The 21,820-nt window shown below is 64.3% G+C and carries 19 protein-coding genes and 1 pseudogene; 7 read left to right on the top strand and 13 right to left on the bottom strand.

All coding sequences use genetic code 11. From position 1 onward, the window contains the following. Positions 1 to 308 precede the first annotated feature (308 nt). The 12 genes and pseudogenes from BN1233_RS17335 to BN1233_RS17280 all read right to left on the bottom strand — a co-directional run bounded on the left by BN1233_RS17335 (position 309) and on the right by BN1233_RS17280 (position 13,894). Positions 309 to 1,052 carry an ABC transporter permease gene (locus tag BN1233_RS17335; RefSeq protein ID WP_082145530.1) on the bottom strand — a complete coding sequence of 248 codons (744 nt, stop codon included), beginning with the start codon at positions 1,050 to 1,052 and terminating at the stop codon, positions 309 to 311. Between the two features lie 58 nt (positions 1,053 to 1,110). Beyond that, a complete protein-coding gene (locus BN1233_RS17330; RefSeq protein ID WP_046864844.1) occupies positions 1,111 to 2,298 on the bottom strand; it encodes an ABC transporter permease in 1,188 nt (395 codons plus the stop codon). Beyond that, positions 2,295 to 3,359 carry an ABC transporter ATP-binding protein gene (locus BN1233_RS17325; protein ID WP_046864843.1) on the bottom strand — a complete coding sequence of 355 codons (1,065 nt, stop codon included), beginning with the start codon at positions 3,357 to 3,359 and terminating at the stop codon, positions 2,295 to 2,297. Before BN1233_RS17325 ends, BN1233_RS17330 begins: the two co-directional genes overlap by 4 nt. A 153-nt stretch (positions 3,360 to 3,512) precedes the next feature. Next, positions 3,513 to 4,556: an ABC transporter substrate-binding protein gene (locus BN1233_RS17320; RefSeq protein WP_046865037.1), complete on the bottom strand. Its 1,044-nt coding sequence runs from the start codon at positions 4,554 to 4,556 to the stop codon at positions 3,513 to 3,515. A gap of 147 nt (positions 4,557 to 4,703) precedes the next feature. Further along, positions 4,704 to 5,219 carry a GNAT family N-acetyltransferase gene (locus tag BN1233_RS17315; protein WP_082145509.1) on the bottom strand — a complete coding sequence of 172 codons (516 nt, stop codon included), beginning with the start codon at positions 5,217 to 5,219 and terminating at the stop codon, positions 4,704 to 4,706. 47 nt (positions 5,220 to 5,266) lie between these two features. Continuing rightward, positions 5,267 to 6,322: a histone deacetylase family protein gene (locus BN1233_RS17310; protein ID WP_046864842.1), complete on the bottom strand. Its 1,056-nt coding sequence runs from the start codon at positions 6,320 to 6,322 to the stop codon at positions 5,267 to 5,269. Between the two features lie 86 nt (positions 6,323 to 6,408). After that, positions 6,409 to 7,701, bottom strand: a pseudogene (gabT, locus tag BN1233_RS17305) (4-aminobutyrate--2-oxoglutarate transaminase). 81 nt (positions 7,702 to 7,782) lie between these two features. Beyond that, positions 7,783 to 8,739 carry a 2-hydroxyacid dehydrogenase gene (locus BN1233_RS17300; RefSeq protein WP_046864841.1) on the bottom strand — a complete coding sequence of 319 codons (957 nt, stop codon included), beginning with the start codon at positions 8,737 to 8,739 and terminating at the stop codon, positions 7,783 to 7,785. Positions 8,740 to 8,819: 80 nt separating this feature from the next. Further along, complete coding sequence (locus tag BN1233_RS17295) at positions 8,820 to 10,430, bottom strand: ABC transporter ATP-binding protein (RefSeq protein ID WP_046864840.1); 1,611 nt, start codon at positions 10,428 to 10,430, stop codon at positions 8,820 to 8,822. Further along, on the bottom strand, positions 10,427 to 11,266 hold the full coding sequence (locus BN1233_RS17290; protein WP_046864839.1) for an ABC transporter permease: 840 nt from the start codon (positions 11,264 to 11,266) through the stop codon (positions 10,427 to 10,429). The genes BN1233_RS17295 and BN1233_RS17290 overlap by 4 nt, the downstream gene beginning before the upstream one ends. Next, positions 11,263 to 12,240 (bottom strand): ABC transporter permease, encoded by a 978-nt coding sequence (locus BN1233_RS17285; RefSeq protein WP_046864838.1) that lies wholly within the window; start codon positions 12,238 to 12,240, stop codon positions 11,263 to 11,265. Before BN1233_RS17285 ends, BN1233_RS17290 begins: the two co-directional genes overlap by 4 nt. Before the next feature lie 94 nt (positions 12,241 to 12,334). Then, positions 12,335 to 13,894 carry an ABC transporter substrate-binding protein gene (locus BN1233_RS17280; RefSeq protein ID WP_147707352.1) on the bottom strand — a complete coding sequence of 520 codons (1,560 nt, stop codon included), beginning with the start codon at positions 13,892 to 13,894 and terminating at the stop codon, positions 12,335 to 12,337. A gap of 393 nt (positions 13,895 to 14,287) precedes the next feature. Here BN1233_RS17280 and BN1233_RS17275 point away from each other — a divergent pair, with 393 nt between their 5' ends. Beyond that, the gene (locus tag BN1233_RS17275; RefSeq protein ID WP_046864837.1) at positions 14,288 to 14,641 is read left to right on the top strand and encodes a hypothetical protein; all 354 of its coding nucleotides are present in this window, start codon (positions 14,288 to 14,290) and stop codon (positions 14,639 to 14,641) included. A 174-nt stretch (positions 14,642 to 14,815) separates the two neighbouring features. After that, on the top strand, positions 14,816 to 15,106 hold the full coding sequence (locus BN1233_RS17270; protein WP_244470707.1) for a hypothetical protein: 291 nt from the start codon (positions 14,816 to 14,818) through the stop codon (positions 15,104 to 15,106). A gap of 78 nt (positions 15,107 to 15,184) precedes the next feature. Here the strand turns inward: BN1233_RS17270 and BN1233_RS17265 are convergent, their stop codons facing one another. Beyond that, positions 15,185 to 16,138 (bottom strand): LysR family transcriptional regulator, encoded by a 954-nt coding sequence (locus BN1233_RS17265; RefSeq protein WP_046864836.1) that lies wholly within the window; start codon positions 16,136 to 16,138, stop codon positions 15,185 to 15,187. A 182-nt stretch (positions 16,139 to 16,320) separates the two neighbouring features. Here BN1233_RS17265 and BN1233_RS17260 point away from each other — a divergent pair, with 182 nt between their 5' ends. From BN1233_RS17260 to BN1233_RS17240, 5 genes are all read left to right on the top strand, one after another. Then, on the top strand, positions 16,321 to 17,844 hold the full coding sequence (locus BN1233_RS17260; RefSeq protein WP_082145529.1) for an ABC transporter substrate-binding protein: 1,524 nt from the start codon (positions 16,321 to 16,323) through the stop codon (positions 17,842 to 17,844). 169 nt (positions 17,845 to 18,013) lie between these two features. Further along, complete coding sequence (locus BN1233_RS17255; protein ID WP_046864834.1) at positions 18,014 to 18,931, top strand: ABC transporter permease; 918 nt, start codon at positions 18,014 to 18,016, stop codon at positions 18,929 to 18,931. A 49-nt stretch (positions 18,932 to 18,980) separates the two neighbouring features. Then, positions 18,981 to 19,826, top strand: a complete 846-nt coding sequence (locus tag BN1233_RS17250) for an ABC transporter permease (protein WP_425311723.1) — start codon at positions 18,981 to 18,983, stop codon at positions 19,824 to 19,826. Positions 19,827 to 19,830: 4 nt separating this feature from the next. Next, positions 19,831 to 20,805, top strand: a complete 975-nt coding sequence (locus BN1233_RS17245) for an ABC transporter ATP-binding protein (protein WP_046864832.1) — start codon at positions 19,831 to 19,833, stop codon at positions 20,803 to 20,805. Beyond that, positions 20,802 to 21,779, top strand: a complete 978-nt coding sequence (locus tag BN1233_RS17240; RefSeq protein ID WP_046864831.1) for an ABC transporter ATP-binding protein — start codon at positions 20,802 to 20,804, stop codon at positions 21,777 to 21,779. Before BN1233_RS17245 ends, BN1233_RS17240 begins: the two co-directional genes overlap by 4 nt. The last annotated feature ends 41 nt before the right edge of the window (positions 21,780 to 21,820 follow it).

The raw sequence follows: 21,820 nt of genomic DNA, 5'->3' as shown, positions 1-21,820 counted from the left end.
CTCGCAATGACGGAGGTGGGGCGGAAAGGGCAGTGCATCGCGCCTGCGGCCCGCAAGGACGGGAGTGCAACGGAACGGGCAGCGCATCACGTCTCCCGCTCGCAAGGACGGCAGTGGGTCCGGCGTCATTCCGTTTCCGGTGTTGCTTCTCGCGCTCTCACGCCCTTTGCGTCATTGCGAACGAAGTGAAGCAATCCAGGTGCACTACGGTTGAAAGACTGGATTGCTTCGCCTGCGGCTCGCGAGGACGGAGGTGTGGCGGGACGGACTGGATACCTTCGCCCGCCCCAAGCCTCACGCGAATCCATTCACGGTGCGGCCACTTGAACCTCGTTCCGCTTCTCGCGTGACCGCAGCAGGGCGGCGAGGCCCGCGAGGCAGAGTGTTCCGATGATCAGGAGCAGCGCGGCGGCGGCGACGGTCGGGCTGATGTTTTCCCGAATGTTCGAAAACATCTGACGCGCCAGGGTCCTCTGGTTCGGGCCGGCGACGAACAGAGTGATGACGACCTCATCCAGCGATGTCGCAAAGGCGAACACAGCCCCGGAGACCACACCCGGCATAGCGAGAGGAAGCGTTACGCGTCGGAATACGGTCGCCGGCGAGGCGCCGAGGCTGCCTGCAGCACGTTCGACGGAGGGATCGATGCCCTGGAGCGCCGCCGAGACACTGACGATGACGAACGGAATGCAAAGCACCGAATGGGCGATGATCACGCCCGGATAGGAACTCGCGAGGCCGAGCCGGGCCAGGAAGATCTGCATGCCGACGCCGAGCACGACGGCTGGAACGACCATGGGGAGCAGAAACAACGTCCGAAGCAAACCGGTCAACGGCAATGCACGCCCGCGAAGGCCCAGGGCGGCCAGCGTTCCGAGCACCGCCGACAGCACGGTCGCTCCCGTTCCGATCACGATGCTGTTGAAGATCGATAGGCGCCAGACATCGGCCGTCACCAACTCTTCGAACCACCGGGTCGAGTACGCCTCAATCGGATACGTCAGAAACACGCTCGACGTAAAGGCCAGCGGCAGGATCGCCACGATCGGCATCAGGAGGAAGAAGACGACCGCCAGTCCGAAGATTACCTGAGCGACGCGCAGCACGAGCTCATACTCCCGGCAGCTGGCGCGACGTCGAGAGCCGGCCGTAGACGAGATAGAGCGCGATCGTCACGAGGAGCAGGATCAGCCCGAGCGCACCGGCCATGTTCCAGTTTGCGGTGCTCAATGCATAGAACGCGATGATGGAGCTTATCATCTGGTCGTTTGCGCCACCGACCAAGGCCGGCGTGATGTAGTACCCGATCGCCACCATGAAGACGAGAAGGCAGCCGGACAGAAGGCCCGGCAAGCTCAGGGGCAGGAGCACGCGCCAGAACGCCCGCAACGGCCCTGCCCCCATCGAAGCGGCGGCCGGCATGAGGTTCCGCGGAATGCCGATCAGCACGCTGTAGATCGGCAGGACCATGAACGGAAGCAGCACGTGGCTCATCGCAATCACCACGCCGGTCCGATTGAAGATCAGCGGCAACGGCGCGTCGATGAGGCCGAGCCACTGCAGCGATCGATTGATGAGCCCCTCGTTCTGCAGGAGGATGAACCACGCGGCCGTGCGCACGAGCAACGATGTCCAAAGGGGGAGCAGCACGGCGAGCAAGAGCATGTTGCGCTTCCACCCCGTCACCGCCGCCGCGAGCATCGCGTAGGGCAGCCCGATCGCGGCACAGACGAAGGTCACGAGGGCCGAGACCAGGAAAGTCCGGCCCATGATCAGCCGGTTCGTCGCGATCTCGGGCGATTCCGGAACGATGTTCCCGCTGGAATCGCGCTTCAGATCGACGGCAGCGAGGAGGAAGCGATCCGTATAGGGCGGCATCGCGTCCTTGAGCGCGAGCCAGAACCGCGGCTCGCCCCAGCGCGGGTCGACGCCTGCAAGGTCGATCTCAGCCTCTTCCGGTGCTTCCCGGATGGCGGACGTTGTCCGGGACATCAGGGTCCTGAACCCCGAGATGGCACTGTTCAGGCGCCGGACTGCCTCGCCGAGAGCCTGCTGGTCCTCGGTATTGCGGAGGTCGGTCACCAGGGCCTGCCGGACCTTGGCCGGAACCGGTTCATCCGGTGTCCAGGTCCGGATCGCAACCGCCGTTCTCGGAAAGACCTTGCCGACGCCGTCATCGACGACAGCGGCCGTTATCATCGTCCAGAGGGGCCACAGAAAGAACACCGCGAGGAAAAGAACAAGCGGGGCGACCAGCACCAGGGCTGCGAGTCGATCCCGCGCAGGAACCTTGCTCATGCGGCGAGCACCGTACAGTCGCGTGGGTCGAAGGATGCCACCACCGGCGCGCCGACGGCCCAGTCGCCCATGATCCGCTCGCGGCGCGCCACGAAGGCGATATCACCCTTGGCGAGCTGCACCCGGATATGGTCGCCGTGATAGACGCAATCCGCGATCGTCATGCGCAGGGCGTTGCCGCTCTTCGGCTCGTCCGCGAGCTGGATCCGCTCCGGCCTGAGGGAGATCGCCACCTTCTGACCGGGGGCAACGCCGGGGCCGGCATTCACGAGCAGCGAAACGTCATCGGCGAGCGCGACCCTTGCCGTCCCATTGTCGACGCCGATGACATTCGCTTCGATCAGGTTCGTCTCACCGATGAATTGAGCCACGAAGCGCGTTCGCGGCGTATCATAGATTGCCTGAGGGGTATCGAGCTGCTCGATCTTGCCGGCATTGAACACCGCGATTCGGTTCGACATCGTCAGCGCTTCCGACTGATCGTGCGTCACGAAGACGATGGTCAGGCCGAGCCGCTTGTGGAGCTCGCGGATTTCGAGCTGCATGTGCTCGCGCAGCTGCTTGTCGAGGGCGCCGAGGGGCTCGTCCATCAGGATCACGCTCGGCTCGAAAACGAGGGCTCGCGTGAGCGCGACGCGCTGCTGTTGACCGCCGGACAGTTGCGACGGACGGCGTTCCTTGAGGTGCCCGAGACGTACCATGTCGAGCGCGCGGCCGACCCTCTGCGCGATCTCGGCACGCGGAACGCGCTGCATCTCGAGTGGAAAAGCCACGTTCTCCGCGACCGTCATGTGCGGAAAAAGCGCGTAATTCTGGAATACGACGCCCATGTTGCGACGGTAGGGCGGGAGCTGGTCGATGTGTCGCCCATCGAGCAGGATCGAGCCTTTCGTGGGCCGCTCGAATCCCGCCAGAAGCATCAGGATCGTCGTTTTCCCTGAGCCTGATGGACCCAGCAGGCTCAGGAACTCGCCTTGCGAAATCTCGAGATTGAGATCGTCCACCACGACGTGAGAACCGAACGCCTTCGAAATGGACTCGAACTTGATGAAGGCTCGCATTCCTCTTCGTCCTCGGTTCACTTGGCGGATACGGGCGATGCGTTCTCGAGAACCGTCAAGCCCCTATCCCGAGCCGGATCTGCGCACCGGCACGGAGGTGCGTGCAGATCATTCGATGCGCACGCACCTCCACTGAAAGTCGAACAACGGCTCTTACTGCGCCAGCCAGGCGTTGAACCGCTTGTTCAGTTCCTCGATGTTGTCGACCCAGAACTCGGTGTCGAGAACGATCGAGTCAGTGAGATTCTCTGGCGCCGTCGGGAGATCCTTCTGCAGATCCGGCGGCACGCGGCTCGCGGCCTCCTTGTTGGGCAGACCGTAAGCGACATACTCCGGCAGTTTCATCTGGTTCTCAGGCTGGCTCGCGAATGCGATGAAGTCCATGCCCGCGTCCTTGTTGGGGCTGTTCTTCAGGATCACCCAGCTGTCGACCGCGTAGATGCTCCCAGGCCAGACGACCTTGAAGTTCTTGCCTTCGCTCCTGTTGATGCCCGAGATGCGGCCGTTATAGGCCGACGTCATCACGACCTCTCCGGAGGCCAGGAGCTGCAAGGGCTGTGCACCGGCCTCCCACCACACGATGTGCGGCTTCAGCTGGTCGAGCTTCTTGAAGGCCCGGTCGACGCCCTCCGGTGTCCCGAGTACCTTGTAGACCTCGCTCGGCTTGACGCCGTCGGCCATGAGCGCGAACTCGAGCTGGTATTTCGGCCCGCGGCGCAGCCCCCGCTTGCCCGGGAATTTCGTGACGTCCCAGAAATCCGCCCAGGATTTCGGGCCTTCCTTGAGCTTGTCCGCGTCATAGCTCAGGGCCGTGCTCCAGACGATCGCACCGACGCCGCAATCATTGACAGCGGCCGGCAGGAACTTGTCCTTGCCTCCCACCTTCGACCAGTCGATCTTCTCATAGAAGCCGTCTGCGCAGCCCAGCGTAAGCTCTTCGGCTTCGACCTGGACGACGTCCCAGTTCGGCACCCCGGCCTTCACCTTCGCGGCAATGACGCCGATGCCCCCGTCCCAGCTCTCCTCGAGAAGCGGCTTCCCGGTCTTCTTGGCGAAGGGCTCGAAGTAGATCTTGCGCTGTGCATCCTGATACGTGCCGCCCCATGACACGACCGTCAGATCCCGGGCTTGCGCGCCCGGAACGGCCCAGCCGGCAATGGCGACCGACAGGCTTCCGACGATGGTAGCGATCTTCATCCCATTCATAGTTGCTCCCCTCTTTGTTCGAACCGCTCCCGGAAGAGGCAGGCACGTTTCGAGAGCGCCGAAAACTACCAAGATCCGAGATCGTGAGTAAAGCCACGGCCGCGGAGCCGTATCGCCCCAGTGCGGCTCCGCCTCGGCTCAAATGAGCCTGATGTCATAGGTCAGCCACTTCGTGCGCTCGGCGAGCCGGTCGTAAACGGCTCGTGCCCGATAGTTGTCCTCCGCCGTGATCCAGCGGATCACGGACCAGCCCCGCTCGCGGCCTGTATCCGCGACAGCCCCGATCAGTGCCTGGGCAGCCCCTGAACCACGCGCATCCGGGCTTACGAAGAGGTCGTCGAGAAACCCGCCGGTCGTTGCGCTGAGCGGCCGTGCGAAGGGCCGGAAATGTGCGAGCCCGACGACCCTACCGGAGCCGTCGAGAGCGACGAGACCCTCGACCTCGTGATCCGGGTCGCTCAACCAGGTCCATACGGTCTCACGCATCTGTGGGGTCTGCTCGACCCGATAGAAGGCAGCATAGCCGGCGTAGAGAGCGTCCCATTGGGCCCGGTGTTCAGCTGCGACGGGCACGACGCGAATGCCATGGTCCCGTGTTCCAGGCGACCCCCTGGAACCCGTAGCGCCCGGACCGATCTGTTCCGAACTTGTCATCTCATTCCCCAGCGGATTTCACGTCCTGCGGCTCGATCGCATTGCCCTCACTCGACCGAGACGCTTCGGAAGGCTTCCATGAAGGCCGGAGCGGCCTGCGCAACTGCGGTCAGCGAATAGCCACCCTCCTGCACGATGAGCGTCGGCAGGCCGAGCTTGCCCCAAACCTCACCGATGCGCGCATAGGCGTCCGTCGTCACCGTCAGTTGCGAGAGAGGATCATCCTTGTGGGCATCCCACCCAGCGGAGACCACCAGAGCCTCGGCGCCGTGAGCCTGCACCGCCAGAGCAAGGCGCTGATTGGCGTCGATGAAGGCCTCGTCACCCGCGCCGGGAGCAAGCGGCAGGTTGTGATTGGCCCCCTCGCCTGCCCCGCTGCCAGTCTCGTCCGCATAGCCGGCGAAGTGAGGAAAGTAGGCCGATGGATCCGTGTGCACGGAGCCATAGAACACGTCGTCGCGCGTGTAGAAAATTGCTTGGGTGCCGTCCCCGTGGTGAGTGTCGAAGTCGACGATCGCAACGCGGTGGAAATGACGCCGCAGCACCTCTGCGGCGATGGCCGCATTGTTGAAGAAGCAGAAGCCGGACGCCTGGTCGACATAGGCATGGTGTCCGGGTGGGCGGCACAACGAGAAGGCGGCACGCTCGCCCGCGAGGACGACCTCGGCACCGGCGACGGCCATCTGCGCCGAGGCATAGGCGGCACGCGCGGTGCCCTCCATCATGGCGCAGGACAGGCCTGCGATATACCAGCCCGCGCGTCCGAGAATTCCCGTCGGGCGCGGCTTTCCGCGGGGCGCGAAATCGTCGCCGGCTCCTCGGTAGGGGTGGATATTGGGGAGCACCTCCGGACCATGATTCGGGAGTTCCATGAAGCGGTCATAGGCCTCCTGGATGAACTCCACGTAGTGGTCCGCATGAACTCTCAGAATGGGTTCGATGCCGAAATCGGCAGGTTGCGTCCGGACCAGGCCGAGCTTTGTCAGGGCGTTGATCAGAGTCGTGGCGCGATCCGGATTCTCGAAAGGATCGACGATCCGGCCACTGACCATGTACTGCTTCGGCTGGTGGGCGAGTTGGGTCTCGTCGAAGAAGAGCTTCATTGCTTTCTATCCGCGGATCTCGAGGCTGGCGGGAATTCCGTACGACGGGAAGACGCGAGTCGGCGCTGCCTTCCCGTCCGTGCATATCATCCTGCAGCGCGATTCAGAGCACCGTCGAGGATCGTGAGCGCTTCGTCGAGCTGCGCCTCGGTCGTGACGAGCGGCGCAAGGAACCGCACGACATTGCGATTGACGCCGCACTTGATGACCAGGAGACCACCGATACGGGACTCGTCGATGATGCGCTGCGCCAGCGCCGCATCCGGAGCTTTGCCGGAACGGTCTGCGACGATTTCGATGGCGAGCATGAAGCCGAGCCCGCGAACCTCGCCGATGCACTGATACTTCTGCTGCAGCTTCTCGAGACCGTCGCGCATCCGGGCCGCGAGATGCTCTCCCCGTGCGAGGAGGTCTTCCTTCTCGAAAGCCTCGATGACCGCGAGTGCGGCTGCACAGGCCAGAGCATTGCCGCCATAGGTGCCGCCGAGGCCGCCCGGAGCCGGAGCATCCATGATCTCCGCCTTTCCAACGACGCCGGAGATCGGCAGGCCGCCCGCGAGGCTTTTCGCGACGGTAACGAGATCGGGCCGAATCCCGGAATGCTGGAATCCGAACATCTTGCCCGTGCGGCCGAACCCGGCCTGGATCTCGTCGACGATCAGGACAATCCCGTGCCGGGTCGTCACGTCGCGAAGCGCCCTCATGAACTCGGGCGGGGCGGGCAGGAAACCGCCATCGCCCTGCACCGGCTCGACGATGATCGCCGCGACCCGCTCCGGCGCCGCCTCCGTCGCGAACACCTCCTCGAGCGCTGCAAGTGCGTCTTCGGTGCTGACGCCTCGATAGGCGTTCGGAAAGGGAACATGGAAGACGTCGGACGCGAAGGGGCCGAAGTTCTGCTTGTAGGGCTGGCTCATGCCCGTCAGGGTCACGCCGAGGAGGGTTCGGCCGTGGAAGCCGCCCCGGAAAGCGATCACCGCAGGACGATTCGTGAAACCGCGCGCGATCTAGATGGAGTTCTCGACGGCCTCCGCGCCAGACGTGAAGAGCACGGTCTTGTATGCCTCACCGCCGCCGACGAGCTGATTGAGCTTCGCGGCAAGGGCAATGTAGGGCTCGTATGCGGCAACCTGGAAACAAGCATGCGAGATCTCGCGCAGCTGCTCGCTCACTGCCGCAACTACGCGCGGATGATTGTGTCCCACATTCAGGACGCCAATCCCGCCGACGAAATCCAGATAGCGCTTGCCGTCGACGTCCCACAGCTCGGCTCCCTGTGCGCGGGCTGCGACGACGGGATGAGCCGTGAGCACGCCGCGCGCGACATTGCGCTCGCGAAGCTCCAGAAGCCGTGCCGACTCGCTGGCATTGGTGGTCATCTGTCGGATCTCCATGAGATTGCGTGGATCGTGGATCCACGGGTCCTTATCGCCTGACATGGTACACGCCACGAGGCGCACTCAATACCCTCGTTTCATATCCACGGTATTCGAAAGCGGCTCTCCCTTCTCCAGGCGCTCCACGTCACGCATGATCTGCGCGACGATCACTTCCGGATCGGAATCGGCCGCGACATGCGGCGTGATGAGCACATTCTCCATGGCCCAGAGCGGGCTGTCGGATGGCAGCGGCTCGACATTGAAGACGTCGAGCACCGCTCCCGTGAGCATTCCGGACCTCAGGGCCTCGACGAGTTCATCTTCGACGACGGTCTTGCCGCGGCCGGCACTGACGAAGGAAGGGCCGCCGAGGCTCCCGTCCCGTGCCAGTCTCGCGAAGACGTTGCGACCGACGAGGCCGGCGGTATCCGGAGTATCGGGCAGAAGACTGACGAGAATGTCGGTCCGCTGCAGGAATTCGTCGAACCCATCTTGCCCGGCGAAGACTGGAAAGGGTGATGCGTCACGCGGCGTGCGCGCCCATCCCGCGACGTCTAAACCGATCTGCGCCAGCGTCTTCGCGCAGGCTTCGCCCAGGACTCCGACCCCCATGATGCCGACCCGCACCCGCGAGGCAGCCGGCTGAATCATCGGCCGCCAGGCATGCCGCCTCTGCTCGGCCTGATAGGTGCCGATCTGGCGGTGAAGGTAGAGCACCGCGAAGGTGACGTATTCCACCATCCGCATCGTCAGATCCGGGTCGACCACCCGCACGACGGGTATATCCCGACTCGTGCGAAGGCCCTGCAGGTGATCCACGCCGGCGCCGAGCGAGAACACGGCCCGGGGTGCGGGAAATTCGTCGAAAATCTTCGGATCCGCCTTCCAGGCACAGATCACATAGGGGCCGTTGTCGACCCGGGCGCGGTCCTTCGGCCAGACGTGGACCGGCCGCCCATCGGAGGCAGCCTCGAATTCCTTGCGCCAGGGCTCGGGATCCCATGGACCGGGAGCGACGATGATGGATGAGCGGGACATGTCCAACCTCGGAACTGCATGACAGAAAAAGCGGCGCGGCGGCTTTCGCCTGACTTCGAGTTCACATCGCGAGCGCGGCTTCAGTGCGCGCCGAATCGCCGGCCGCCCGGGACGGCTGCCAAGAGCTGGCGCGTATATTCGTGCTGCGGCGCCGCAAAGAGCGCGGCGGTTTCTCCTGTCTCCACGATCCGGCCACGCTGCATCACTGCGATCCGGTGGCAGATCTGCGCGGCGACCCGGAGATCGTGAGTCACGAATAGGATCGCTAGACCGAGCCGTTCCTGGAGTTCCTTGATGAGCGCGAGGATCTGCGCCTGGACGGAGACATCAAGCGCCGAGACGGCCTCGTCGGCCACCAGAACGTCCGGCTCCAGCGCGAGCGCCCGCGCGATGCCGATCCGTTGCCGCTGCCCGCCCGAGAACTCGTGCGGATAGCGGTCGATCGCGTTCGGGGAGAGCGCGACGAGATCGAGAAGCTGGCGCGCTTTCTCGAGTGCTTCCGCGTGCGGAACGCCATAGGCGATCGGCCCCGCCGCGATGATCCGCCCGACCGTCTGCCGCGGATTGAGCGAGGCGAACGGATCCTGGAAGATCATCTGGATCTTCCTGCGGTGCGGCCGAAGAGCGGCCTGCGAAAGCTCGCTGAATCGCAGCCCGCCGAGTTCCACGGCTCCGGAATCGGGCTCGATCAGGCGCAGGCAGCATCGTCCAACTGTCGATTTTCCGGATCCCGATTCCCCAACCAGCCCCAATGTCTCGCCCTTTGCCAAGGTGAAGCTCACCTGATCCGCGGCTCGGACCTCTCGGCCCATGGAGAAAAACGAGCGCTTGCGATAGACCTTCTCGAGCTTCTCGACCACGAGAACGGGCGCTCTCGGCGGTGCCTTGGGGCGCTCTGGCGGCTTCAGGGACGGCACCGCCGCGAGCAGCCGCCGAGTATAGTCATGGCGCGGCCGCGAGAAGATCTCGTCCCCGGTTCCCTCCTCGACCAGAACGCCTTGCTGAAGGACCGCGATGCGATCGGCGATCTCGGCGACGACTCCGAAGTCGTGCGTGATGAACAGAACCGCAGTGCCGTGCTGCCGGCGTAGCCTGTCGATCAGTTCGAGGATCTGCGCCTGCGTGGTGACATCGAGCGCTGTGGTCGGTTCGTCGGCGATGAGCAGCTTGGGCTCGAGTGCCAGGGCCATGGCGATCATCACGCGCTGACGCTGGCCGCCGGAGAGTTCGTGCGGATAGGCGCGGGCAATGCGCTTCGGGTCGGGCAGGCCCACCTCATCGAGAAGCTCGATCGCGCGCCTGGCACGCTTCGTGCCGTCGAGCATCCGATGCGCCTCGAAGGTCTCGACGATCTGCTGGCCGACACGCATGACGGGGTTGAGCGACGTCATCGGTTCCTGGAAGATCATGCCGATCTCGCGCCCACGGACGTCCTGCATGGCCTTCGCATCGAGCAACAGCAGGTCGCGACCGACGAGGCGAATCGAGCCTCCAGTCGGCTTCACGGCTTCAGGCAGGAGGCCCATCACCGCATGCGCGATCATCGATTTGCCGGAACCCGACTCACCGACGACGCAGAGCGTTTCGCCGGACCGGATCGAGAGCGAGATATTCTCGACCGCTAACGGGCGATCGGCATAGGCCGGCAGTGCGAGCGTCAGATTGTCGATGGCGAGGACGGGATCACTCATGCCTTCGGCCCCCGCGACAGACGCGGATTGAGTGCGTCGTTGAGGCCCTCGCCCGTGAGATTGAGCGCCAGCACCGTGAGAAAGATCGCGAGTCCCGGAAAGAAGCTGATCCACCATGCATCGAGCAAACGCGTCCTGCCGGCGCCCACCATGTAGCCCCAGCTCATCAGGTTGGGATCGCCAAGGCCCAGGAACGACAGCGACGATTCGAGCAGGATCGCCGAGGCGACCATCAGGGAGCCCATGACGATGATGGGTGCGATGGTGTTGGGCAGGACCTGACCGAAGAGGATGCGCGGCGTCGATTCACCGATCGTCACCGCAGCCTGGACGTATTCGCGCGTCTTCAGCGAGAGGACCTCGCCACGCACCAGCCGCGCCACCGGCGGCCAGCTCACCAGGCCGATGGCAAGCACGATCGAGCCCAGTGACGGCTGCAGGATCGCAACGAGCACGATCGCGAGCGCAAAGCTCGGAATGGTCTGGAAGAACTCCGTAAACCGCATCAGCGCATCGTCGACGAGCCCGCCGGCATACCCCGCAACGGCTCCGAGCGGCACGCCGATCAGCAGGGCGCCGAGCGTCGAGATGAGACCGATGAGCAGCGAGACGCGCGCTCCATGCACCAGCCCTGTCGCGATGTCGCGGCCGAGCATGTCGGTGCCGAGCGGAAATCTCTCCATCGCCAAAGGCGCCACGAAGGGCCGGCCGACCATGCGCCAGGGCGATTGCGGAAACAAAGTCGGCCCGATCAGCGCGAATCCCAGGACCACGAGCAGGATGAGAAGGCCGATCACCGCGCCGCGATTGCGGGCAAACCGTTTGAGAAAGCTCATGCCGCGACCTCGATGCGCGGATCCGCGATGCGATAGATGATGTCGGTGATCAGGTTGAAGACCACGACCATCGCGGACGAAACGAAGAAGACGCCAAGCAGCACCGAATAGTCGCGCTGGACGAGCGCATCGAACATCAGCCGCCCGATGCCGGGCCATGCGAAGACCGTCTCGGTGAGAACCGCCCCGCCGACGAGCTGACCGGCCTGCAGTCCCGCGAGCGTGACGACCGGCAGGATGGCATTGCGGGCAATGTGACGCCTGGTGATGACCGCCGGTGACAGCCCTTTGGCACGCGCCGTCTTGACGAAGTCGGCGCCGGACACCTCGAGCATCGAGGCGCGCATCATGCGCGCGTAGAGGGCCGTGAAGAAGAGACCGAGAGACAAGGCCGGAAGCGCGAGGTGCTGCGCGATATCGGCCGCCCTCGCGAGACCCGTATAGTTCGCGCCGATGGTTTCATAGCCGACGTTCGGCACCCAGCCGAGTTTCAACGAGAAGACGATCTGCCCCATCAGGGCGATCCAGAACAGCGGCGTGGCATAGAAGACGAGGGCGATTGTCGTGATGAGGCTGTCGGACCACCGTCCCGCCCGGCGCGCCGCGAGAGCCCCGAGAACGACACCCAGCAGCAGCGAGATCACGAAGGCCGTTCCGGTGAGGATCAGCGTCGCCGGCAGCCGGTCAAGGATCAAGGTCAGCACCGGTTGCTGCTGCCGGTAGCTGAAGCCGAGATCGAACGTCGCGTAACCCTTCAGGTAGATCCAGAGCTGCTCCAGCAGCGGCCGGTCGAGACCGAATCGCTCGCGCAACTGCTCGAGAAGCACGGCGTCGGCCGCTCCTCCCTCCCCGGCCAGCACCTGAGCCGGATCGCCCGGCGCGGCGCGGATCAGGAAGAAGTTCAGGACTGCGATCGCGAACAGAACCAGCACGCCTTTGACGAGCCGTCCTGCCGCAAAGCGGACAAAGGGCATCTATCGGACCTATCGAGAATCGAGCGCGGGCTGCTCACCGATGAGCGGTCTCCCCGCAATGAAGCCACACGGGGAGACCTGCAGTAACCGCAACCTATTCCTTCCAGGCGTCGCGGAAACCGTCGTTGAGGCCGATTCCGGTCGTCACGAGGTTCTTGACGTTGCAACGGTAGATCGTCGGGAAGTCCATCTCGAGCAGCCACAGAACCGGCAGCTCCTCGACGAGGATCTGCTGCACCTTCGTGTAGAGCTTCTGACGATCGGCTTCGGTCGGGGCGATGGCGGCATCCGCGAAGAGCTTGTCGACCTCCGGGTTCGAGTAACCACCGACATTGGCAAAGGGATTGCCCTTGACGATGTTGCTCGAGATGTAGCTGCGCGCCACGCCGATCGCCGGATCGCCCAGCTGGTAGAGGAAGTTGAAGGTCAGGTCGAAATCGAAGTTTCCGGTCTTCTGGGTCCAGCCCGGCACGTCCGTGTTCTCGATCTCGACCGTGACCCCGACATCGGCGAAATTCTGCTTGATCGCCTCGGCCCAGCGGTTCCAAGTCTCACCGTAAGGGATGCCCAGGAGCTTGATGGTTTCTCCCTTGTAGCCGGAGGCCTTGATGAGTTCCTTGGCCTTTGCGGGATCGTATTCGTATTTCTTGACGTCGTCGGAATAGAACTTCGTCTTCGACGAGATCGGGCCAGTCGGCACTTTCCCTAGGCCGCCATAGACCACGTCCTTGCCGAACTCGCGGTCGATCGCGTGCATGAGGCCCTGGCGAAACTGCTTGTTGCCGAGAATGCCGTTGCGGTGATTGACCGCAACCCAGGCGATCGGGGCCATCATCTCCCAGCCCTTGGTCGTCATGCAGGTATTCGGCAGCTTGGACAGGCGGTCGACGTCGTAGACGTCGACCGAGCCGCCGGAGAGCACATCGACCTTGCCGGTCTCATAGGCGACGGCGCGCGCCGCGGCATCCGGGATCACATGCCAGTAGATCTCGGAGAGGTTCGGCTTGCCCTTGAGCCAGTAGTTCTCGTTCTTCTCCAGGTGGATGTAGGAGCCCTTCTTCCACTCCTTGAGCTTGAATGGACCGGTGCCGATGGGCGTGTTGTTCATCGGGTTGGCCCGGAAGTCGGTGCCCTCGTAGATATGCTTCGGGATGATCGGAGCAGAGGCCGGATCCATCGCGAGCAGGAGCGGGCCGAACGGCTGCTTCAGGGTGATCCGGACCGTGAGATCGTCGAGCTTTTCGATCTTTTCGATCTGGTTGTTGGCGATCGGGCGCCAGCGCGGATGGACTTCGCGGAGAAACTTGTCGAGCGAGAAGACGACGTCGTCCGCCGTGAAGGGCTTGCCGTCGTGCCAGGTGACGCCCTCCTGGAGCTTGAAGGTGTAGACCTTCGCATCACCCGAGACCTCCCAGCTCTTGGCGAGGGACGGTTGCGGGTTGAGCTTCTCGTCGTAGCGCACGAGGGACTCGTAGATGTTGCCGGCGACCATGTTGGTCGTCGCGTTCTGGTTGAGTCCCTGCATCAGGCTCGGGGGCTCGGGCTGAACCACCACGTGCACCGCGCCGCCCGCCTTCTGTGCCCATGCACCCGACGAGATCGTCCCGGCACCGGCCATGACCACGGCCGCGGCCGCCCGTTTCCATCCTCGCATCGACTCTCCTCCCACAATTCTGTCATCGGCGGCCGGCATGCCCTCCGGCCCTTTGCGGGTTGTGCAACACGCCGGCCGCAAACGCCAGCCCGGTTCGAAAACCCGGACCGGCCGGTCCGATCAGGCGCCCGGACGCTCGCTGGAGGCGCAAAGGCCGATATTCCCAGGTCGACCTTAGCTCGTCTTCGGGCGTCGATTACCGAGCCCGACCTCCCAAGCTCCTGATCCGGCACGTGGATCGGATCCGAGCTCGACCGTGCGGATCCGCACGAGCCGGTCCTGGAACAAAGGAGCAGCCCTCTCTCCATGCCCTTCGATACGGTCGCATGGAACGCGCCTTCTTGGGGCGACGTTAAGCTGTCGTCGTTGCGACCTTTCGATTGGAGGATGAAGATGGCTGGACAGGCTGGAAACATGGGTGGTTCCACTTCGCGCTATCAGGGCGGAAGTGGCGGCCAAGGCATGCACGGAGGAACGGGCGGAAGCTACTCCGAGCAGGCTCAGAGCGCGATGCGCAATGTCGCGGACAGTGCGTCCGAGATGTGGGATGACGCCTATGAGCAGGGCGAGCGCTACTATCGGCAGGGCAGTCAGGCGCTCGGCAATGTCGACGGGACGACGCTCACCGGTTGGATGGTCGCCGGCGCGATCGGCTTCGGCCTCGCTTGGCTGATGTTCGGCCAGCATTCACGGTCGGGCGACTATATGACCCGGCGCATGAGCGAGAGCAGCAGCCCGCACCGCTAAGGCGGAGCTGGCGAAGCCTCAAGAGCGATGCTGCTCGTAGGCAGATCGCCCGCCCAGTTGCTCCATCGAGCCCGGGCGGGCGATCTCGCAGGCCGAGCCGTGACCGCCTGCCGCCGGATCTCCCGGGCGTCATGGCTGCCTCGACCTCGTGACGCGCCTCCATCGGGATGCGGCGTGACCGGCACAGGGGCCATTGCGTCACAGCGGGGTGCTCTCATGCGTTTCAGCGAGACCGCACGCGAAATCCTTCAGATCCTTCATCAGACGCACCGGCGTCCCGGGGCGCGCATGACGATTCCCGAGTTGGAGGCCCGTCTCGGCACGGCCCCGGCCATTGCCGTCGGGATTTCCGAACTGGTGGAGGCGGGCTACCTGATTGCTCCGGATTCCCGAACCATTGAGCTGACGCCCCGCGGGTTCGACGCCCTGCAGGACGGAGCCGACCGCCGCGGCGAGACGCAGTGATGCATCCTCCTGCCCGAGCCGGGCGGACGCCCGGACGGTACATATGGCCCGCGTCTGGCGGAGCCCGCCTGCCCCGTTTCAGGACTGCGAACGCTTCGCCCCGGTCGCCCATGCAGCTGGCGGGGGGTGAAGCGTGTCGGGTGCCTCCAGTTCCATGACCAGTCGTTCGAGAAAATCTCGCGTCGTCTGCGGAAGGGTCCGTCCGAGCATCGTCAGGATCTGGAGGTTGCGCTCCAGGAAGTTCGTCTCCCGGAGCGGCACGACCGCGAGGTGGCCATCGCGGACAGCGGCCCGTGCCGAGATATAGGAGGCGAAGGTCATGGCGGGACCGAGCCGGCAGAAATGCAGCACGCTGGCGAGGTTCGAGGAGCTAAGCGCCGGCTTCAGCAAGATGCCCCTTGTCGCGCAATACATGTCGAGGACCCGGCGCACGGTGGCTCCGCTATCCAGAATCGCGACGGGATGCTCGGAAATCTCCTCGATCGTTATCGGGCCGTGCCCGACCAGCGGATGCGTCTTGCCCGCGAAGGCGTAGGCGGAGACCGCCCGCTGCCAGCGGATTTCCACGCCGTCCTCCGGAGAGAGGGAGAAGGTGAGACCGATCTCGACCTCCCCCTCCTGCACGCAGGTGACGACCTGTGCCGGCGACATGACCCTGACATCGAAGAGCATATGAGGCCGCTCCAGGCGAAAGGCATGGATCATCTCCGGGAGGAAACTGACGGCCAGACCTTCAGTGACGCCGAGCCGGATGAGGCCACGGGTCGCATCGCTGCTGAGCGCCCGGATCTCGCTGACGATCTCATCCCCCTCCAGCACCGCCCTGCGGGCGTACGAGGCCAGCAGCCGCCCCGCATGAGTCAATGCCATGCCGCGGGGACGGCGGTCGAAGAGGGGTGTGCCGAGTTCCTCCTCGAGTCGCGAGATCTGTCGGCTGATCGCGGAGGTGGCAATGTGCAGCCGTCCGGCAGCTGCACTGAGGGAGCCGGTCCGTGCGACTTCCAGGAAGTACCGTAGGGCGGATGGCTGCATTCTGCCTCCTGATTTGCCATTTCGGCAATGATCCTTTCGAATCATTCTTATGGAAGCAAGGACTCTGCCTTGGCACATTAGGCCGCGCCTTAGCCCCGGTCGATGGCGATGCCAGGCGGCAGGGGTAACCTTCCAGGACAACAACGAACGTTCACAACTTCCGGGGCATCGATATGAGCTTCATGCGCAAGACAGCCATCACGGGCTTGGCTTCGACCGCACTTCTCTCCGGAGTGCTCGCAGGCCCTGCTCTCGCAGGAAAAGCCGACAACACCATCCGCTTCGCCTACGACCAGGCGCCGGAAAGCGTCGACCCGTTCTTCAACAACGTCCGGATCGGCGTCATCATCGGCCAGCACGTCTGGGACACGCTCGTCTACCGTGATCCCAACACCAACGAATATAAGGGCCAACTCGCGACCGGGTGGCGGCAGATCGACGACCGGACCATCGAGTTCGATCTGCGGCAGGGCGTGAAGTTCCACAACGGCGAGGAGTTCGATGCGGACGACGTCGTCTACACGTTGAACTTCGTTTCGAAGCCCGAGAACAAGGTCGTTACCCAGAACAACGTCAGCTGGATCGAGAAGGCCGAGAAGCTCGACAAATACAAGGTCCGCATCACGACCAAGCAGGTTTTCCCGGCGGCTATCGAGTATCTCGCGGGCCCGGTCGTCATCCATCCGAACGAATATTACGAGAAGGTCGGCCCGAAGGGTCAGAATGACAAGCCCGTCGGCTCGGGCCCCTACAAGGTGACGAACTACGTCCCCGGCAAGTCGATCACGCTCGAGAAGAACGCGGACTACTTCAAGGATTCTCCGAAGCCGCAGCCGACGATCGCCAAGATCGAGATCCGCTTCATCCCGGATCGCCAGACGCAGATGGCCGAGGTCATCTCGAACGGCCTCGACTTCATCATGCACGTGCCCAAGGATCAGGCCGACCAGCTCCAGGCCGTCCCGCATCTGCAGGTCGTCTCCGGCGAGACGATGCGCATCGTCTTCATGCAGATCAACACGCTCGACAACACGCCCGCCCCGGCGCTCAAGGACGAGCGCGTGCGCAAGGCGATCATCCATGCGATCGACCGCGAGGGCATGGTGAAGTCGATCGTCGGCGCAGGCTCGCGCGTCCTCCACACGATCTGCTTCCCGAGCCAATTCGGCTGCACGGACGAGGGTGCGACGCGCTACGCCTACGATCCTGCAAAATCGAAGCAGCTTCTGGCCGAAGCCGGATTCCCCAACGGACTCCAGCTCGATATCGTCGCCTATCGTGAGCGCAACCAAACCGAAGCGCTGATCGGCTACCTGCAGGCGGTCGGCATCAAGACGAACCTGCGCTTCCTGCAATACGCCGCCATGCGCGAGCTCGTCGCCAGCGGCAAGGCGATGCTCACGCACCAGACCTGGGGCTCGTTCTCGGTCAACGACGTTTCCGCCGCGACGCCGAACTACTTCGCGTTCCGGTCGGAGGACATCACCCGCGACCCCGAGGTGCGGGATCTCCTCGGAAAAGGGGACAACTCGGTCGATCCGGAGGTCCGCAAGGAGGCTTACAAGGGTGCCCTGAAGCGCATTGCCGACAAGGCCTATGCGGTGCCGCTCTATTCGCTGCCGGTCTACTACGTCGCCTCGTCGGATCTGAACTTCAAGGCTTATCCGGACGAGATGCCCCGCTTCTGGGAGATGACCTGGAAGTAAGGGCCCGCGCGGCCTTCGGGTGGGATGGCCTGTTCGGTCATCCCGCCTGCATTTCCTTCCGCACCTTTCGGATCGAACGAACTGTATCGGTTCCCTGCCTCGGGACTGCCGCACGCAAGCGCCCGGGCAGGCAGTTGGCCCTAATGCCGGCCAACCACGGAGCAATGCCGTGTTCGGCTATATCCTCAAACGACTGGGTCTCGCGCTTCTCGTGGCGCTCGCGGTCTCGGTTATCGCCTTCTTTCTCCTGCGTCTCTCGGGCGATATCGCGACCGCGATTGCGGGCGAGGGAGCGCAACAGGAAGCCATCGAACTGATCCGGAAGACCTACGGCCTCGATCGCCCCCTGATCGTGCAGTATCTCGACTGGCTATGGCAGACGCTCAGGGGCGATTTCGGAACTTCTCTCTACTTCAAGACGGAGGTGAGCAAACTCGTTCTCGACAAGCTGCCGACGACGATCATCCTCGGCTTCGCGTCACTCGGTTTTGCGCTGCTCATCTCGGTGCCGCTCGGCGTTCTCGCCGCGGTTTACGCCAATAGCTGGATCGACCGGCTCGCGCTTGCGATCGCCGTCGTCGGCCAGGCCCTGCCGAACTTTTTCTTCGCGCTCATCCTCGTGATGATCTTCTCGATCACCCTCCGCTGGCTGCCCGTTTCGGGCTCGGGCACATGGCTGCATTTCGTGATGCCGACGATCGCGCTCGGCTATTACGTGGCGCCGGCCTTCATGCGCCTGATCCGAGCCGGGATGATCGAGGTCCTGTCCGCCGATTACATCCGCACGGCGCGCGCCAAGGGCCTGCCGACCAGCAAGGTCATCTTCAAGCATGCCTTGCGCAACGCTATCGTGCCGGTGGTGGCGCTGACCGCGGTGCAGCTCGGCTACCTCCTCGGCGGCTCGGTGGTCATCGAGACGATCTTCGCCCTCGATGGGCTCGGCTACCTCGCCTACCAGAGCATCACCTACAAGGATTTCCCGGTGATGCAGGTGGTGGTCCTGCTCCTCTCGGTCCTCTACGTGCTGCTGACGCTCGCCTCCGATGTCGCCAACGCGTGGCTCGATCCGCGCATCCGGGTGGCCTGATATGACCGATTCGGCCCTTTCGATTCCCGTCGCAGAACCATCGCCAGGGATGCAGCTCGTCCGCCGGTTTTTCGGGCAGAAAGCGTTCGTGGTCGGCGCCGGCATTCTCGCCGTGATCGTGGTTCTGGCCCTGCTCGCGCCGCTGATCGCGCCGCACGATCCCTATGCGCAGAATCTCGCGCTCCGGAACGTGCCGCCCGTGTGGTACGAGAAGGGATCCTGGCTGCACCCGCTCGGGACCGACCAGCTCGGCCGCGACTACCTCTCCCGCGTCCTCTACGGCGGCCGGATCTCGCTGCTGATCGGCGTCAGCGTGGTCCTGATCTCCGGCATCATCGGAACCACGATGGGCCTGGCCGCCGGCTATTTCGGCGGCAAGGTCGACCTGCTGATGACCTTCATCGTCACGACACGCCTTTCGATGCCGGTTATCCTGGTGGCCCTCGCCGTGGTCGCGATGGTCGGCGGCTCCCTCTGGATCGTGATCCTGGTGCTCGGTCTCCTCAAGTGGGATCGCTTCGCCGTCGTGATGCGCAGCGCGACCCAGCAAGTGCGATCCCTGGACTATGTGGCGGCCGCAGAGGCAGCCGGGGCGTCGACGACACGCATCATCGTTCAGGAGGTGCTGCCGAACATCGCCCCTCACCTCATCGTGGTCGCAACCCTCGAGGCCGCCAGCGCCATCCTGCTGGAAGCCGCTCTCTCGTTCCTGGGCCTCGGAGTGCAGCCTCCCCTCCCCTCCTGGGGCCTCATGATCGCCGAGGCGAAGGCGTACATGTTCTTCTCGTTCTGGCTCATCGCCATTCCGGGAACGGCTCTGGCAGTGCTGATTTTCGCGATCAATCTCGCCGGCGACGGCCTACGCGACGTGATTTCACCGGAAGGGCGGACCTAGGGCCATGAGCGACGTCATCCTCGAGGTCGACGGTCTGAGCGTCGACATCGCCACGGCCCGCGGCCCTCTCCATGCGGTGCGGGACATTTCCTTTTCCGTGAAACGCGGCGAGACCTTGTGCCTCGTCGGAGAGTCCGGCTGCGGCAAGTCCATGACATCGCTTGCGATCATGGACCTTCTGCCCAAGGCCGCAACCCGAAGCGCCCGACGCATCGCCTTCGCGGGAGAGGATCTCGGCAAGGCCGGCCGGAAACGCATCAACGCGCTGCGCGGCGACCGCATGGCGATGATCTTCCAGGAACCCATGACGGCGCTGAACCCGGCCTACACGATCGGCAACCAGCTCGTGGAGGTCTATCGCCAGCATCGGAACGCCAGCGAAGCCGAAGCCCGCGACCGCGCCGTTTATCTCCTCGAGAAGGTCGGCATCGCGTCGGCGGCCGAGCGCCTCGGCCAATATCCGCATCAGCTCTCCGGCGGCTTGCGCCAGCGCGTCATGATCGCCATGGCGCTGATGTGCGGGCCGGACCTGCTGATCGCGGACGAGCCGACGACGGCCCTCGACGTGACGATTCAGGCACAGATCCTGCGGCTCCTGGCGGACCTGCAGCGCGAACTCGGCATCGCGATGGTACTCATCACCCACGATCTCGGCATCGTGGCGCGCATCGCCGACCGAGTCGCGGTCATGTATGCCGGCGAGATCGTCGAGGAAGGACTGGCATCCTCCCTCTTCACGAATCCACGGCACCCCTACACGCGGGGGCTGATCGACTGCATTCCGGTGCCGGGCCGAACCACCCCGGGCGGAAAGCTCGGCGTCATTCCGGGCGTCGTTCCATCTCTTGTCGGCGAAATCCGTGGCTGCAGCTTTCGTGACCGCTGCAGCCATTCTCGTGAGGTCTGTTCGGCGACCGTGCCTGTCCAGTCTGCGATCAACGGCCAGCGCTGGCGCTGCATCCTGGAGAACGCAGCATGATGCCGCTCCTCGAAGCTCGCGACCTGACCCGCCAGTTCGAGGTGAGTCAGGGCATGTTCAAGCCACGGCGAACCCTCCACGCCGTCAACGGCATCAGCCTCGATATCCGCAAGGGCGAGGTGCTCGGGATCGTTGGCGAATCCGGCTGCGGCAAGTCCACTCTCGCCCGCATGCTCCTCGGCCTCCTGCCGCCGACCCAGGGCGGCATCACATTGGACGGCACCGACATCCGGTCGCTCGGCCGCAAAGGCATGGCGCGGCGGGTACAGCCGGTCTTCCAGGATCCGTATTCCTCGCTCAATCCACGCCGCACGATCGCGTCCATCGTGGCCTTCCCGCTCGAGGTGCACGGGATCGGCACGGCCGCCGAGCGGCGGAAACGCACGCTCGAGATCCTCGACAAGGTCGGCCTGCCTAAGCGTTTCGCGGACCGGTATCCGCGCGAGTTGTCGGGCGGCCAGCGCCAGCGCGTGGCGATCGCCCGCGCGCTGATCATGAATCCGGAGATCGTCGTCTGCGACGAGCCGACCTCCGCGCTCGACGTCTCCGTGCAGTCGCAGATCCTGAACCTGCTCATGGATTTGCGACGCGAGTTCGGCCTGACCTACGTCTTCATCAGCCATAACCTCGCCGTGGTCGAGCACATCGCGACGCGGGTGGCGGTGATGTATCTTGGCCGTGTCGTGGAACTCGCCGAGACTGCCACGCTCTTCAAGACACCGCGCCACCCCTACACCAAGGCGCTCCTGGCCTCCGTCCTGACGCCCGAGCCGGGCCAGGGAATCCCCGAGACGGGGCTCGGCCTCGCCTTTCCGGATCCCCTCAATCCGCCGCCCGGCTGCCCGTTCCATCCGCGCTGCCCGGAGCGGCAGCCGCAATGCAGTTCCCTGGAGCCGCGCCTCGTGCGCTTCGACCGGGACGCAGTGACCTGTCATCTGTACGAGCCGGGACAGGTCCCCGCGCCCACTCAATAACTCCCCAACCATCCGGACGGCTGAGATGCGGCGCTGCAGAT

Origin of the sequence: Microvirga massiliensis (assembly GCF_001006805.1) — a bacterium.
GTDB classification, from domain to species: Bacteria; Pseudomonadota; Alphaproteobacteria; order Rhizobiales; family Beijerinckiaceae; genus Microvirga; species Microvirga massiliensis.
The sequence above is the reverse complement of the archived record's forward strand: the minus strand, read 5'-3'. Positions and strand labels throughout refer to the sequence as shown.